This is a genomic window from Streptomyces sp. TAA204, from assembly GCF_000424965.1.
This window is the reverse complement of record NZ_AUKW01000002.1, coordinates 629,280-644,502: the sequence shown is the minus strand read 5'-3', so window position 1 is coordinate 644,502 and position 15,223 is coordinate 629,280. Positions and strand designations below refer to the sequence as shown.

At 72.6% G+C, this 15,223-nt stretch carries 15 protein-coding genes; 2 read left to right on the top strand and 13 right to left on the bottom strand.

Annotated features, from left to right (window positions below):
• Positions 1–47: 47 nt before the first annotated feature.
• From H343_RS0105610 to H343_RS29020, 12 genes are all read right to left on the bottom strand, one after another.
• Complete coding sequence (locus tag H343_RS0105610) at positions 48–1,061, bottom strand: ABC transporter permease (protein WP_028430345.1); 1,014 nt, start codon at positions 1,059–1,061, stop codon at positions 48–50.
• On the bottom strand, positions 1,048–1,806 hold the full coding sequence (locus tag H343_RS0105605; RefSeq protein ID WP_028430344.1) for an ABC transporter ATP-binding protein: 759 nt from the start codon (positions 1,804–1,806) through the stop codon (positions 1,048–1,050). Before H343_RS0105605 ends, H343_RS0105610 begins: the two co-directional genes overlap by 14 nt.
• Before the next feature lie 185 nt (positions 1,807–1,991).
• Positions 1,992–3,125, bottom strand: coding sequence for an aliphatic sulfonate ABC transporter substrate-binding protein (locus H343_RS0105600; protein WP_028430343.1), 1,134 nt, complete (start codon positions 3,123–3,125; stop codon positions 1,992–1,994).
• 247 nt (positions 3,126–3,372) lie between these two features.
• Positions 3,373–4,761 (bottom strand): GTP-binding protein, encoded by a 1,389-nt coding sequence (locus H343_RS29025; protein ID WP_051264600.1) that lies wholly within the window; start codon positions 4,759–4,761, stop codon positions 3,373–3,375.
• Between the two features lie 2 nt (positions 4,762–4,763).
• Positions 4,764–5,702, bottom strand: coding sequence for a sulfate adenylyltransferase subunit CysD (cysD, locus tag H343_RS0105590; protein ID WP_028430342.1), 939 nt, complete (start codon positions 5,700–5,702; stop codon positions 4,764–4,766).
• Positions 5,699–6,259 (bottom strand): adenylyl-sulfate kinase, encoded by a 561-nt coding sequence (cysC, locus tag H343_RS0105585; RefSeq protein ID WP_028430341.1) that lies wholly within the window; start codon positions 6,257–6,259, stop codon positions 5,699–5,701. The genes cysD and cysC overlap by 4 nt, the downstream gene beginning before the upstream one ends.
• A gap of 72 nt (positions 6,260–6,331) precedes the next feature.
• Positions 6,332–7,039, bottom strand: coding sequence for a phosphoadenylyl-sulfate reductase (locus H343_RS0105580; protein ID WP_028430340.1), 708 nt, complete (start codon positions 7,037–7,039; stop codon positions 6,332–6,334).
• Entirely contained in the window at positions 7,036–7,245 is a 210-nt protein-coding gene (locus tag H343_RS0105575; RefSeq protein WP_028430339.1) for a hypothetical protein, read from the bottom strand. Before H343_RS0105575 ends, H343_RS0105580 begins: the two co-directional genes overlap by 4 nt.
• A complete protein-coding gene (locus H343_RS0105570; protein WP_028430338.1) occupies positions 7,242–8,939 on the bottom strand; it encodes a nitrite/sulfite reductase in 1,698 nt (565 codons plus the stop codon). The genes H343_RS0105575 and H343_RS0105570 overlap by 4 nt, the downstream gene beginning before the upstream one ends.
• Before the next feature lie 240 nt (positions 8,940–9,179).
• A complete protein-coding gene (locus tag H343_RS35800) occupies positions 9,180–9,263 on the bottom strand; it encodes a putative leader peptide (protein WP_313896922.1) in 84 nt (27 codons plus the stop codon).
• A 151-nt stretch (positions 9,264–9,414) separates the two neighbouring features.
• Positions 9,415–9,993: a GNAT family N-acetyltransferase gene (locus H343_RS0105565; protein WP_028430337.1), complete on the bottom strand. Its 579-nt coding sequence runs from the start codon at positions 9,991–9,993 to the stop codon at positions 9,415–9,417.
• Positions 9,990–11,876, bottom strand: coding sequence for an ABC-ATPase domain-containing protein (locus tag H343_RS29020; protein ID WP_078505026.1), 1,887 nt, complete (start codon positions 11,874–11,876; stop codon positions 9,990–9,992). The genes H343_RS0105565 and H343_RS29020 overlap by 4 nt, the downstream gene beginning before the upstream one ends.
• Positions 11,877–12,051: 175 nt before the next feature.
• On the opposite strand from H343_RS29020, the gene H343_RS0105555 reads away from it, so the two are divergent.
• Entirely contained in the window at positions 12,052–13,020 is a 969-nt protein-coding gene (locus tag H343_RS0105555) for a carbohydrate kinase family protein (protein ID WP_051264599.1), read from the top strand.
• Between the two features lie 271 nt (positions 13,021–13,291).
• Positions 13,292–13,420 (top strand): LPFR motif small protein, encoded by a 129-nt coding sequence (locus H343_RS35795; RefSeq protein ID WP_486586794.1) that lies wholly within the window; start codon positions 13,292–13,294, stop codon positions 13,418–13,420.
• A 108-nt stretch (positions 13,421–13,528) separates the two neighbouring features.
• Here the strand turns inward: H343_RS35795 and H343_RS0105545 are convergent, their stop codons facing one another.
• Positions 13,529–15,220, bottom strand: a complete 1,692-nt coding sequence (locus H343_RS0105545) for an acyl-CoA dehydrogenase family protein (protein ID WP_028430335.1) — start codon at positions 15,218–15,220, stop codon at positions 13,529–13,531.
• Positions 15,221–15,223: the final 3 nt, after the last annotated feature.

Below are 15,223 nucleotides of genomic sequence, written 5' to 3'. Positions count from 1 at the left end.
GTCTCTCCCGGTTCGGCCGGTCGAAGCCGGGGTCGCGCGGCGGCGCTTCAGCGGGCCGCCGCGAGCAGGCCGCGTTGTCGCAGCACCCGCCGTTCCAGCGGAGCGAAGATCAGCAGTTCGATGCCGATGCCGACGAGCAGGATGAGCAGGATGGCGCCGAGCACCAGCGGCATGTCCTGGTACGCGCGTCCGGTCTCCAGCAACTGGCCGAGCCCCGCCCCGAGTTCGGGTGAGGTCGCGATCAGTTCGGCGGCCATGAGCGAGCGCCAGGAGAACGCCCAGCCCTGCTTGAGGCCCGCGATGTAGCCGGGCAGCGCCCCCGGCAGCAGCACGTGCCGCACCCCCTGCAGCCCCGTGGCTCCGATGACGCGTCCCGCCCGCAGGTGCAGGGGCTGGATGCGGTCGACTCCCGCGACGAGACCGTTGGCGATGGACGGCACCGCGCCGAGCAGCACCACGGCGTAGATCGTGGCGTCGGTCAGCCCGAACCAGATGATCGCCGCGGGAACCCAGGCCACGGACGGCAGCGACTGCAGCCCGGACAGGATCGGCCCGATCGCCGCGCGTACCGGCTTGACCTGTGCCACCAGCAGGCCCAGCAGCGTGCCCAGCACCAGCGCCACGGCGAAGCCGAGCGCGCCGCGCGAGACGCTCTGCCAGATGATGGACAGGATCGTGCCCTTGTACCACTCCTCGGCCAGGGCGTCCCACACCATCAGCGGGCCCGGAAGCTGGTACGGCTCCTTGAGGCGCAGGGTGAACGCGAGCTGCCACAGACCCAGTACGAGCGCGACCGCCACCACCGGGGGGACGACCTTGCTCCGCAGTACCTGGCCCAGCGGCGCACGCGTGGTGGTGCGCGTGTCGAGGGCGTCCAGGCCGGCCTCCAGGCCCGCGAGGTCGGCGGCGGAATCCTTGCCCGCGGCGGACTCCGTGGCGTTCCCGGTCCTCCCGGCGTCCGCGGACTCCGTGGCCTCCGTGGCGTTCGCGGGCTCCGCATCGCCCTCCCGGCCGGCCGCCGCCGCCCGGGAGGCGGACCGGCCCGTGTCAGTGCTGGCCATGCCGGCGGATCTCCCCCCTCAGTTCCTCGGTGATCTCCACGGACAGGCCCGCCACGTCCGCGTCCTCGATGCGGCGCGGGTGGGAGATGTCCACGGCCCACTCGCGGGCGACGCGTCCGGGACGCGAGGAGAGCAGCACGACGCGCTGCGCCAGGCGCACCGCCTCCCGCACGTTGTGGGTGACGAAGAGGACGGAGACGTTCGTCTCGGACCAGATCCGGGTCAGCTCCTCGTGCAGCACGTCCCGGGTGATGGCGTCCAGCGCCGCGAACGGCTCGTCCATCAGGAGCAGTTGGCTGTCCTGGGCCAGCGCGCGGGCAAGGGCCACACGCTGCCGCATGCCGCCCGAGAGCTCGTGCACACGCTTGCGGTGCGCACCCTTCAGCCGCACCAGCTCCAGCAGCCGCTCGGCCTCCGTGCGCCGCTCAGACCTGGGCACGCCCCGCAGCTTCAGCGCCAGTTCGATGTTCTTCCCCGCGGTCAGCCACGGGAAGAGCGCGTGCTCCTGGAACATCAGGGCGGGCCGCCCGCCGGGTACGTCGATGGAGCCCGCGGAGGTCCGGTCGAGGCCGGCGACGAGGTTGAGGAGCGTGGACTTGCCGCAGCCGGACGCGCCGAGCAGCGTCACGAACTCGCCGGGCGCGACATCGAGGGTGATGTCGTCCAGTACGAGCTGTTCCGCGCCCGCGCGTCCGAAGGACTTGGAGACGTGGTCGATGCGGGCGGCGTACCCGGCCTCGTCCATGGCGGGGCGCGCGTCCTGTACGCCCGTGCTGCGCGCGGGTGCTGCGGAAGCGGGCTTCCCCGCCGGTGGGGCGGTCGGTCCGTCGGCCGGTCCGTCGGCCGGTGCGGTGGTCAGTGCGGTGGTCATCGCGGTCACCTCCGGTTCGGGGTGGTGCGTTCTCGGGAGGATTCGGGGGCGGGAGGGCATCAGCGGCCGAGCCCGGCTTCGTCGACGGCGGGCTTTCCTTCGTCCTTCAGCACCCTGTTGAGGATCGAGAGGTCGTAGAGCCCTTTGAGGTCGGCCTTCTCCAGAAGCCCCGCCTCGACGGCGTGCGCGGCCTGCAGTTCGAGCGTGGCGGCCAGGGGGTCGTCGGTGATCTCGATGTCCTTGAAGGCGGAGTCGAGGACGGGCTGCGGCAGCCTCTTGCCCGAGTCGCGCTCCAGGGCGCTGTTGATGTGCTTCTTCGCCTCTTCCGGATGCTCGCCGATCCAGGCGTTGGCGCGTACCGATCCGCGTACGACGGCCTCGACGACGTCCGGGTGCTTGTTGAGGAAGTCCTGCCGCACGACGAGGTTGGTGGTGACGAACCGGCCGTCCTTCCACAGCTCCTTCTCGTTCAGCAGCACCTTGCCGCCCTTTGCCACGAGGTCGGAGGCGGTGGGCTCGGGCACCCACGCCCCGTCGAGGCCGCCCTGCTGGAAGGTGGTGGGGATCTCCTTGTTGTCCTGGCGCAGCACGGAGACGTCGCCCTTGCCGGTCTCCGGGTCGACCTCGAGACCCTTGCCCGCCAGGTGGTCGAGGAGGGCGACGTCCTGGGTGTTGCCGAGCTGCGGCGTGGCGATCCGCTTGCCCTCGAGGTCCTCCACCGAGCCGATCCTGTCCGGGTCCACGACGAGGGACGCGCCGCCCGAGGTGGCCCCGGCGACGATCCTGAGGTTCCTGCCGCCGGACTTGGTGTATCCGTTGACCGTGGGGGAGGGGCCCACCCACGTCATGTCGACGGCTTTGGCGTTGAGTGCCTCGATCGCGGCGGGGCCCGCGTTGAAGACCTGGGTGGCGGCCTTCGTGCCGCCCAGCTCCTGAGGTATCTCACCGCCCCTGCGCAGCCCGGCGAGCGGTGTGGCGTGAGTGACGTTGCCGAAGTAGCCGAGCCTGACCTCGTCGAGACCGTCGACCTTCTCGCCCCCCGCTACGGCCGGGCCGCCCGTGGCCTTGGGGGCTTTGGAGCCGTAGCCGCACGCCGTCAGCAGCAGCGGGAGCGCGGTGAGAGCGGCGAGTGCCGTGAGCGCGCGGTGACTTCGCCGTCGGGTGAGCCGGTGGACGGGGACGGGGGCGGGCATGGGGCGGTCCTCTCGAAGGGCCGGATCGTCGGTGTGCGGTGCGTGGTGCCCTCAGTACCCCCGGGTTCCCTCACTGCGGGCGGGCAGTACCGGCGGGGCGGGCCGCCGGGGCGTTGGTGCCCCGGCGGCCGTACCTCAGCGCCGGCAGGCTCCGACTCCGCCCTGGCCGCTGCCGCGGGCGCCGCTGCCGATCCGGCCGCCTGTCTGGTCGAAGGTCGAGAAGACCTCTGTGGCAAGGGACATGGGCCTAGAAGTCCCAGCCGTCGTCGTCCGGTCCGGCGCTTCCCGCCTCGTCCCGGCCGGTGTGCCGTACGGCGTCGGCGAAGGCCTCGCCCGCCATGCCGGCCGTCAGGGTCGAGCCGTCGGCCGGGTCGATGAGCAGGAAGGAGCCGGTGCGCCGGGAGGAGGCGTAGGCGTCGACGGGCAGCGGCTCGGAGGTGCGCAGCACCACGCGGCCGATGTCGTTGGCGACGAGGCTGCCCGGCTCGGGATGCTGTGAGAGGTCGTCCAGCGTCAGCCGGGAGGGGATCTCCTTCACGATGGCCTTGACGGTGCGGGTGGTGTGCTTGAGCAGCACCCGGGCTCCGGGGGTGAGCGGGGTGTCGTGGAGGTGGCAGACGGTCGCTGTCAGGTCCTGTTCCGCGGTCACGTCCGCGTCGTCGGGGACGATCATGTCGCCGCGGGAGATGTCCAGATCGTCCGTGAGCAGCACGGTCACGGACTGCGGGGCCCAGGCGACGTCGACGGACTGGCCGAGCACGTCCAGGCCCTCGACCGTGGACGTGCGGCCTGAGGGCAGCACCCTCACGCGCTGCCCGACGCGCAGCAGCCCGGAGGCGATCTGCCCCGCGTAGCCGCGGTAGTCGGGGTGCTGCGCGGTCTGCGGACGGATGACGTACTGGACGGGGAAGCGGGCGGGGTCCTCAGCCGGATCGTCGGTGACCGGGACGGTCTCCAGGTGTTCCAGCACGGTCGGGCCGCCGTACCAGTCCATGTTCGCCGAGGGTGTCACGACGTTGTCGCCGGCCAGCGCGGAGATGGGGATGGTGGTGATCTCCGGGACGCCGAGCGAGGCGGCGTATCGGGTGAACTCCTCGGCGATCGCGGCGAAGACGCTCTCCTCGTAGCCGACGAGGTCCATCTTGTTGACGGCCAGCACGACGTGCGGGACGCGCAGCAGCGCGGCCACCGCGGCGTGCCTGCGGGTCTGCTCCACCACCCCGTTGCGCGCGTCGACGAGGACGACGGCCAGCTCGGCGGTGGAGGCGCCGGTGACCATGTTGCGCGTGTACTGCACGTGGCCCGGGGTGTCGGCGAGGATGAACCGCCGCCGGGGCGTGGCGAAGTAGCGGTAGGCGACATCGATGGTGATGCCCTGCTCCCGCTCGGCGCGCAGCCCGTCCGTCAGCAGGGCAAGGTCCGGGGCCTCCTGGCCGCGGCTGCGCGAGGCGTGCTCGACGGCCTCGAGCTGGTCGGCCAGCACCGACTTGGAGTCGTGCAGCAGCCTGCCCACGAGTGTGGACTTGCCGTCGTCCACGGAGCCGGCGGTGGCGAAGCGCAGCAGGGAGGTGTCGGCGAGCTCCGGGTCGTGGGCGCCGAAGCCGGCGGGCGTGGTGGGCGTGGTGGGCGTATTCATGATCAGAAGTACCCCTCGCGCTTGCGGTCTTCCATGGCGGCCTCGGAGAGTTTGTCGTCGGCGCGGGTGGCGCCGCGTTCGGTCAGCCTGGACGCGGCGATCTCGGCGATGACCTTCTCGATGGTGTCCGCGCCGGAGTCGACGGCGCCCGTGCAGGACATGTCGCCGACCGTGCGGTAGCGCACCTTGCGACGCTCCACCCGCTCGCCGTCGCCGGGCCCGCCCCACTCGCCCGGGGCCAGCCACATGCCCGAGCGGGAGAAGACGGTGCGCTCGTGGGCGTAGTAGATCGCGGGCAGTTCGATCTTCTCGCGGGCGATGTACTGCCACACGTCCAGCTCGGTCCAGTTCGACAGCGGGAAGACGCGCACGTGTTCGCCCGGCGCGTGGCGGCCGTTGTAGAGCTGCCACAGCTCGGGGCGCTGCCGGCGCGGGTCCCAGCCGCCGAACTCGTCGCGCACGGAGAAGACCCGCTCCTTTGCGCGCGCCTTCTCCTCGTCCCGCCGTCCGCCGCCGAAGACGGCGTCGAAGCGGTTCGTCCCGATGGCGTCCAGCAGCGGCAGGGTCTGCAGGGGGTTGCGGGTTCCGTCGGGACGCTCGCGCAACTCGCCGGAGTCGATGAACCGCTGTACGGAGGCGACGTGCAGGCGCAGCCCGTGCTCCTGCACCACGCGGTCGCGGAAGTCGAGCACCTCGGGGAAGTTGTGGCCGGTGTCCACGTGCAGCAGCGCGAACGGCACGGGCGCCGGCGCGAACGCCTTCAGCGCCAGGTGCAGCATGACGATGGAGTCCTTGCCGCCGGAGAAGAGCAGCACGGGGCGCTCGAACTCCCCGGCCACCTCCCGCATGATGTGCACGCCCTCGGACTCCAGCGCGTCCAGGTGGGAGAGCGCGTAGGGATTCTCGCTCTCCTCCTGCAGCGCCGTGATCGCCGTCGTCACACCAGTCCCCTCTCACTCAGCAGCGCGCGCAGCGCCGCAGCGGATTCCTCCACGCCCTGCCGGTGCGCCTCGATCCGCAGATCGGGCTCCTCCGGGGCCTCGTACGGGTCGTCCACGCCGGTCAGGCCGGAGATCTCGCCGGAGGCCTGACGGGCGTACAGGCCCTTCACGTCACGTTCCGAGCACACCTCCACGGGCGTGGCGACGTGCACCTCCAAGTATCCGGTGCCCTCCGCCTGATGACGCTTGCGTACGGCTTCCCGGCTGTCGGCGTAGGGGGCGATGACCGGCACGAGTACCGTGACGCCGTGCGAGGCGAGCAGTTCGGCGACGAAGCCGATCCGCTGCACGTTCTGGTCCCGGTCGGCGCGGGAGAAACCGAGCCCGGCGGAGAGGAACGTGCGGATCTCGTCACCGTCCAGGACCTCGACCCGGTGGTCCTGCGCGGACAGTTGGTCCGCCAGCGTGCGGGCGATCGTGGTCTTGCCCGCGCTGGGCAGACCCGTCAGCCAGACCGTGGCGCCGGCCGCCACCGCCCGGGTCGTTGTTCCGGTCATCTCCCGCTCCCTGTCCGCTGCCTGTCCCGTACGGGTTCCCACGCTCGACGTGCGCCCTTCAACGCCCGGAATTCACAGATGGATTCCGCACTCGCTCTTCCCCCTGCCCGACCAGCGTCCCGCTCGGGCGTCCTCGCCCTGAAGGACGCGCCGGGTGCACGGGGCGCATCCGACGGAGGCGTAGCCGTCCGCAAGCAGCGGGTTGGTGAGCACGCCGTGCTCCGCCGCGTAGGCGTCCACGTCGTCCTGCGTCCACCGTGCTATCGGCGAGACCTTGACCTTCTGCCGGCGATCGTCCCATCCGACGACGGGTGTATCCGCCCGCGCCGGCGACTCGTCGCGGCGCAGTCCCGTCGCCCAAGCATCGTAGTGGCGCAGGCCCTCCTCCAGTGGCCGGACCTTGCGCAGCGCGCAGCACAGGTCGGGATCGCGGTCGTGCAGTCTCGGCCCGTACCGGGCGTCCTGCTCGGCGACCGTCTGCCGCGGGGTGAGCCGGATCACCTCGACGTCCATGACGGCCTCGACGGCGTCCGCCGTCCCGATCGTCTCCGGGAAGTGGTATCCGGTGTCGAGGAAGACGACGGGCACTCCGGGCAGTACGCGGGAGGCGAGGTGGGCGACCACTGCGTCCTCCATGGAGGAGGTGACGCAGAATCGCGGCCCGAAGTTCCCGGCGGCCCAGCGCAGTACGTCCAGCGCCGGCGCGTCCTCCAGTTCGCGGCCCGCGTCCTGCGCGAGCTGCCGCAGCTGTGCCGGGGAGTGCTGCTGAGCGGTGGTCATGGCGTGTGCTTCCCTTCCGGATGCTCCTCGCCGCCGGTTCCGGGGCCGTCCGCACCGGGCAGGCCCCTGGCCAGCAGGCCGAGGAAGGAGAGCTTGAACGCCCTGTTGCAGGCGGCGCACTCCCAGGAGCCGTGCCCCTCCTCGGAGGGGCGCAGATCCTCGTCGCCGCAGTAGGGGCAGTAGAACGGGGCGGCTCGCTCGCTCACTTCAGCGCACCCTCTTCCGCACGCGCGGCCCACTGGGCGAAGCGCTCGCCGTCCTCGCGCTGTTGCTGGAAGTTGCGCAGCACCCGCTCGATGTAGTCGGGCAGTTCACCTGCGGTGACCTTCAGGCCGCGCACCTTGCGGCCGAAGCCGGGCTCCATACCGAGCGAGCCGCCCAGGTGCACCTGATAGCCCTCGACCTGCTCGCCCCCGGAGTCGGTGACCAGCTGGCCCTTGAGGCCGATGTCCGCGACCTGGATACGGGCGCAGGAGTTGGGGCAGCCGTTGACGTTGATGGTGAGCGGCTCGTCGAAGTCCGGGAGCCTGTGCTCGAGTTCGTCGATCAGCGACGCGCCGCGCGCCTTGGTCTCGACGATGGCCAGCTTGCAGAACTCGATGCCCGTGCAGGCCATGGTGCCGCGGCGGAAGACCGACGGCCGCGCGGTCAGGTCGAGCGCCTCCAGGGACTCGGTCAGGGACTCCACCCGGTCCCCCGCGACGTCGAGGACGATCATCTTCTGTTCGGCGGTGGTACGCACCCGGCCCGAGCCGTGGGCCTCGGCAAGGTCGGCGATCTTGGCGAGCGTCCCGCCGTCCACGCGGCCGACGCGCGGCGCGAAGCCCACGTAGAAGGCACCGTCGCGCTGGGCGTGCACGCCGATGTGGTCGCGCCACTGCTCGGCCGGGGTCTCGGGCGCGGGCCCGTCGGCCATGCTGCGCAGCAGGTACTCCTGCTCCAGCACCTGACGGAACTTCTCCGCGCCCCAGTCGGCGACCAGGAACTTGATGCGGGCGCGGGTGCGCAGCCGCCGGTATCCGTAGTCGCGGAAGATCGAGACGATGCCCTCGTGCACGTCGGCGACCTCGTCGCGCGGCACCCACGCTCCGAGCCGCACTCCGAGCTTGGGGTTGGTGGAGAGCCCGCCGCCGACCCACACGTCGAATCCCGGGCCCAGCTCGGGGTGTTCGACGCCGACGAACGCGACGTCGTTGATCTCGTGCGCGACGTCGAGCAGGGGCGAGCCGGAGACCGCGGTTTTGAACTTGCGCGGCAGGTTCGAATAGGCGGGGTTGCCGACGACGCGGCGGTTGATCTCCTCGATGGCGGGGGTGCCGTCGATGATCTCGTCGGCGGCGATGCCGGCGACGGGGGAGCCGAGGATGACGCGGGGGGTGTCGCCGCAGGCCTCGGTGGTGGAGAGCCCGACGCCTTCCAGACGCCGCCAGATCTCCGGCATGTCCTCGATGCGGATCCAGTGGAACTGGACGTTCTGGCGGTCGGTGATGTCGGCGGTGCCGCGGGCGAACTCCTGCGAGATCTCGCCGATGGTGCGCAGCTGCTGCGTGGTCAGCTGGCCGCCGTCGATGCGGACGCGGAGCATGAAGTACTCGTCGTCCAGCTCCTCCGGCTCCAGGATCGCGGTCTTGCCGCCGCTGATCCCGGGCTTGCGCTGGGTGTAGAGGCCCCACCAGCGCATGCGTCCGCGCAGGTCGGCGGGGTCGATCGAGTCGAAGCCGCGGTGGGCGTAGATCGTCTCAATGCGTGTCCGCACGTTGAGACCGTCGTCGTCCTTCTTGGTCTGCTCGTTGCCGTTGAGCGGGGTGAAGTGCCCAGCGGCCCACTGGCCTTCGCCGCGGTGGCGTCCCGCCTTGCGGCGGGCGGGCGCGGGCGCGGGCTGCTTGGAGGTGTCAGCCATGGTGGTCGTCCTTCGGGGCCTTCGTGTCCTCGGCGCGTCCTCGGGCGGACGGCGGACAGTCGTCGGGAGGTGTCCTGGGCGGTGGGGCGGGCAGCGGGCGGCGCTCACGGCTGCGGCCCTGACCTGCGCGTACGGGCGGAGCGCACAAAACGGGCAGGGAGGGGCTGCGGGCGGTTCAGCGGGAGGGAGCGCACGCCCGCGGCGGTGAGGGCGGCTCGGAAATCGGCGGTGCTGGGACTGTCAGCCCGCCGGACAGATGGCACTGGACATACGGCCGAGGTCGACGTGGCGTCGACTCACCAAGGCGATTCCAGTGCGAGACATGACGGAAGCGTCCCACGGCGCCGATCGGGCAGTCCACCAATATCCACAGTGTGGACAGAAACGTCTCTCATGGTGGACCGATGTGGGTCCGGTCACAGTGCCCGCCGTGGAACCCGGCCGCAGCGCCCGGGTCATGCCCCCCGGGGGCCGGTCACCCGGCCGGTTCCTCCGAGACCTCCGTGGAGAAGAGACGGAAGCCGCGCCGCCGGTAGTTGTCCAGCGCGTGCGGCCCGTCCTTGCTGCAGGTGTGCACCCACACCCTGCCCGTCGGCGGCACTCCCGGCCACCGCTCGTGCATGTCCCACGCCCGCCCGGCCCCGTACGCGAGCATATGCCCCCCGATCCGCCGTCCCCGGAAGGCGGGCAGCAGCCCGAAATAGCTGATCTCGACGGTGCCTCCGGCGCCGGGCTGCCGTTCCGAGGTGTCCGGGGTGGCTCCGTCCAGTTCGATGTAGCCGGCGGGGGTCCCGCGCTCGTATGCCACCCACGTCTCCACGCCGGGCCGCTCCAGCCACTCCCGCCATCGCTCCCGCGTCCAGGGCAGACGGTCCGTCCAGGCCACGTCCGCGCCGACGGCGGTGTAGAGGAACCGGCTGAAGACGGGGCTGGGCACTTCCGCCCGCACGATCCGCACCTCGCGCGAGGCGTCCGGTGCCCGCGCCTCCCGTACGTCCCCGGGCGAGGTCTGCTCCAGATACCAGGTGGTCACCCTCCGGGGGCCATCGCTCATGCCGGCCCCGCGCCGCCGCCCGTACGCCGGCGCACCCGCAGACCGCGCACCCGGTTGAGCGCCGCGGCGGTCTCGAACCGGCGCGGCACCGCGAAGTCCTCGTCACGCACGGCCAGCAGCGCCCCGGCTCCGGCGGCCAGATCGCCGTCGAGCAGCTCCAGCGCCTCGGCGAGTGTGCGTGTCCCGTCCAGATGCCCGCGCCGCACCATCAGTTCGAGAGCGAGTCCGATGCCCGTCACCTGCCGCGAGTCGGCGATCTGCTCGACCGACCGCAGGTCCACCTCGTGCTCGCCGAACGTCAGCGCGTCCTCGCCGCGCGACTTCACGCGCCGCCGTCCGCCCGAGGACGCCTCCAGGGACTCCGGCTGCGGGACGCGGTGCACGACGGGCGGGAAGGACTCCGCCTCCGCGTGCCGCCCCGTCGGTACGGACGCGACCTCGCGGGCCCGCTCCGTGACGTCCGAGGGGCGGTAGGCGTCCATCATCAGCACCCGGTCGGCGACCTCCAGATAGTCGCCGGAGCCGCCCATGACCAGCACCGTCGAGACCCCGTGATCGCGGTGCAGGGAGCGCACGGAGTCCACCAGCGGTGTGAGCGGCTCGCGCTCCTTGGCCACCAGGGCCTGCATGCGCGCGTCACGGATCATGAGGTTCGTGGCGGCGGTGTCCTCGTCGATGAGCAGCACCCGCGCGCCCGCCTCGACGGCCTCGCACAGGGACGCCGCCTGTGAGGTCGAGCCGGAGGCGTTGTCGGTGGAGAAGTCGGTGGTGTCGGAGCCGTCCGGCAGATGGCCGACGAAGGCGTGCACGTCGACCCGCTCCACGCGGCGCCCGTCCTCGGCGCGCAGCTTGACCGTGCCGGGCAGCGAGGTCACGCGCTCACGCCCGTCCCCCGGGACGTGGTCCCAGATGCCGGTCTCCAGGGCGCGCAGCAGCGTCGACTTGCCGTGGAAACCGCCGCCGACGACCAGGCTCACGCCCTCGCGCAGTCCCATGCCCGTCACCGGCCCGGCGTGGGGCAGTTCCACCGTCACCCGCAGCCCTTCGGGCGACGCGAACGGTACGACGCCCCCGCCCCGCGCAGGCCGGTCGTCGACGCCGCTGCCGCGCGGCAGCACCGCGCCGTCCGCGACGAAGGCGACCAGTCCCAGGCCGGGAAGCGCGGCGCGCAGCGCGTCCGAGTCCTCTACGGTCTCCACGAACTCCCGCACCGCGGCGGCGTCCAGGGACGCGTGCCGCAGTGCCTCCCGCGCGATCCTCGGCGCCGTCTCGCACATCAGGCGCCGCGCGTACCGGGCGTCGATACGGCGCCCCTTGCCGGGAAGGGCGAGACCGAAACGCAGCGTCACACCGCCGTCGCCCTCGTCGATCTGGCACGAGGCGCGGTCCAGCACCTCCTGGCCGCCCGCGTCGATGCGCAGCGACCGCTCGCCCGCGGCGACTTCGGCCGCCCGTCGTGCCAGGAAGCTCGCCAGCGCCCGCCTCCGCACCGGAGTGCGCCACAGCTCCGCCGGGAATCCGGCGCGCGCGGCGGGCACGTGCAGGGCAGCACGGGCGGGCGGCGCGAAGGGGTCGGACTGTGCCCGTACCAGCTCGAAGATCTCCCCCGTGGACTCGGCGCCGGGCAGCTTCCAGGCGCCGGTGAGGCCCTTGTAGCGCCCGTACTGTGCTCCTTCGAGCCGTGAGAGCTGCTCGTCCAGGCCGCCGCGCGGTGAACGCCGCCCGTGCTGCCCGCTCCCGCCGCCGTCCGTCCCGCTGCCGGGGCCGTGCTCCCGGCGGTGCCCCCGGTGCGCCCGGTCCCCGCCCCGGTCACGGCTCTGCTCCCGTCGCACTGCGTTGGTCCCTTTCCGCCGGGGGTGCCTGTCTGCGACGGGACGATACATAACGGGTGAACCGGCCCGGTCCGGGGGGAGCGGCCACCGGCAGGCCCGGCGCCCGCGCGGCTGTGCCCGCTTGCCGCCCGCACGCCGTCCGCCTCCGTTGACAGCGGCACGGGGGGCTGTTGGACTCCAGCGCGAGCCGAACCACCGCTGAGCCACAGAACCCGTGAGGTCACGCATGCCCGCGCCACCCCCGTCCGCACAGGCCGCACCCGTCGCCGTGCTCGGAGAGTGCGTCGCCGACGCCTTCGTCCGGCCGCCGTCGCGGGACGCCGGGACGCCCGCCGTCGGGCTGGACGTGCTGCCCGGTGGCGGCCCCGCGAACACGGCGGTCGCGCTGGCACGGCTGGGGACACCGACGCGCTTCCTCGGACGGCTGTCCTCCGACGTCTTCGGACGCCTCTTCCGCGAGCACCTTTCCAAGTCCGGCGCGGACCTGAGCCGTTCGGTCGCCGCGGCTGAACCCAGCACCCTCGCCGTGGCCGACGTCGACGACGAGGGCCGCGCCGACTACTCCTTCCACGCCGAGAACACCGCCGACTGGCAGTGGACGCCCGGCGAGCTGGCCGAAGCGGCGGCCGGCGAGATCTCCTGTCTGCACACCGGCTCCCTCGCGCTCGTACGGCAGCCGGGCGGCGCGGCGGTCGAGGAGCTGCTGCGGGACGCGGGGCAGCGGGCGACCGTCTCCGTCGACCCCAATGTGCGCCCGCTGCTCGTCGACCCCGCCGTCTACCGCGAGGCGCTGCCCGGATGGTGCGCCGCAGCCGACATCCTGCGGCTGTCCGACGACGACCTCGCCCACCTCACCGCGCCCGGCACCTCGCCGGAGCAGGCGGCCGACACCTTCCACGCGGACGGCGCGCGCCTCGTCGTCATCACCCTCGGCGCCGACGGCGTCCTCGCCTCCCTCGACGGGCAGCGGCTGCACAGGCCCGCGCCGGAGGTGACGGTCGTCGACTCGGTCGGCGCGGGCGACTCCTTCATGGCGGGTCTGCTGCACTCCCTGCACCACGCGGGCGCGCTGGGCGGCAGGCTCGACGCGCTGAGCACCGGACAGCTCACCGGCGCCCTCGACTTCGGGGCACGGGTCGCCGCCGCGGTCTGCGCGGTACGCGGTGCGAATCCGCCGTGGGCGGGCGAGGTGTAACGCAGCCTGACGCCGAGGCGCGGACCTGTCCTGACCGGGCCTCATCCGGTGACCCCGGTGAACTCGGTGACCCCGGTGACCCGGTGGACGCGAACCCCCGGACGGCCCTCCCGCCGGCAGTCCGCGCGCCGGTCCGGGCAACTGTTACCTCCGGTTCCGGTCTTCGGTGTTTTGCCTGCCGCCTGAGGGACACCAGCCACGGTGCAGTCGCGCCGGCGGCTGGCCCGGGTCCGCTCTCAGGCCCCGGGTGCCGATCATTGGAGGCTCACTCATGTTCAAAGCAATCGCGGATGTGCTGCGCACGATCGGTGGCGCGGTCGCCACAGTCGTGACCCTGCCCTTCCGTCTCGTCGCCCGGCTCTTCGGCGGCGTCTCGGACAGTGCGCACGGCCGTCACTGACCTGCGGTGCACACGGCGCGTCCGCTGCCGGGAGCAGGCGAAGCGGCAGGTCCGTCTCCGGGGCTGTGACGGCCGGGAGACGGACCTGCCCCTTCCGAGGCCGTCCGTTCAGGAGACGTCCGGGCGTGCCCGCTCCGCGATCGAGGCGAGGTCCAGCGTGTGCGGGAGCGTCCCGAACGCCGCGCCCCGGTCCCCGCCCAGCCGCGAGGCGCAGTACGCGTCGGCGACGGACGACGGCGCGTACCGCACCAGCAGCGACCCCTGCAGCACCTGGGCCATCCGCTCCACCAGGCGCCGCGCGCGAGCCTCGATGCCGTCCAGGTCGGCCAGTTCGGTCAGCAGGTCCTTGATCGCGGCATCGAGCCGGTGGTCGGCGCCGCGGGCGTGCCCGATCTCGGTGAGGAAGGCGTTCAGGGCCTCCGGCGAGCGCTGCAGCGCCCGCAGCAGGTCCAGCGCCTGTACGTTGCCGGAGCCCTCCCAGATCGAGTTCAGCGGCGACTCCCGCAGCAGCCGGGGCATGCCCGACTCCTCGACGTACCCGTTGCCGCCCAGGCACTCCAGCGCCTCGCCCACCAGCGGCGTGCACCGCTTGGTCACCCAGTACTTGGCGGCCGGCAGCGCCAGCCGCAGCAGCTGACGTTCCTGCTCGCCGGTCTCACCGCCGCCCTGCGCGGCGTCGAACGCGGCCGCCAGGCGCAGCGCGAGAGCTGTCGCCGCCTCCGACTCCAGCGCCAGGTCCGCCAGTACGTTCTGCATCAGCGGCTTGTCGGCCAGCAGGCCGCCGAAGGCGCTGCGGTGGGCGGTGTGGTGGGTGGCCTGCGCGACGGCCTGCCGCATCAGCGCCGCCGAACCCGTCACACAGTCCAGCCGGGTCGCCGCGACCATCTCGATGATGGTGGCCACACCGCGTCCCGCGGCACCCACGCGCCGCGCCCATGTCGTCCCGTCGAACTCGACCTCTGCGGAGGCGTTGGAGCGGTTGCCCAGCTTGTCCTTGAGCCGCTGCACGCGGAAGGCGTTGCGGGTGCCGTCCGGCAGTACGCGCGGCACGAGGAAGCAGGTCGGCCCCTCGCCCCCGCCCTCGTCCCCGGCGACCTGCGCCAGCACCAGGAAGACGTCCGACATGGGCGCCGAGCAGAACCACTTGTGCCCGGTCAGCGCGTACTCACCGCCCGCCGCACCGTCCCCGCTCAACGGCGTCGCGACGGTCGTGTTGGACCTCACGTCGCTGCCGCCCTGCTTCTCCGTCATGCCCATCCCGGCCACGGCCCCGGCCTTCGCGGACGCGGGACGGTCCAGCCCCGGCTCGTACGTGTGCGAGGACAGCAGCGGCTCCCACTCGGCTGCGAGGGCGGGCTCCTTGCGCAGCGCGGGCACCGCGGCGTGCGTCATCGACACCGGACAGCCGTGCCCCGCCTCGACCTGCGACCAGACGTAGAAGCCCGCCGTGCGCCGCAGCTGGCCGTCCGGCCGTGACCAGGCGTCGGTCAGGCCCGCGCCGACGGCACGCTCCAGCAGCCGGTGCCAGGCGGGGTGGAAGTCGACCTCGTCGATGCGGTTGCCGTACCGGTCGTGCGAACGCAGCACGGGCGGTACCTCGTTGGCCTGCCGTCCCCACTCCTGCGCCTCGGCCGAACCGGCGGCGCGGCCCAGCTCGCTCAGCTCGGCGCGTACCTCTCCGGCCCGGTCCGGATCGGCGTACCGGGCGACCGACTCGGTCAGGGCCGGGTCGGCCGAGAAGACGTCGTAGCCGGCGAGAGGCGGCGGCTGATTGGTCACGGTGTGAGTGGAGGCTGGCATGGC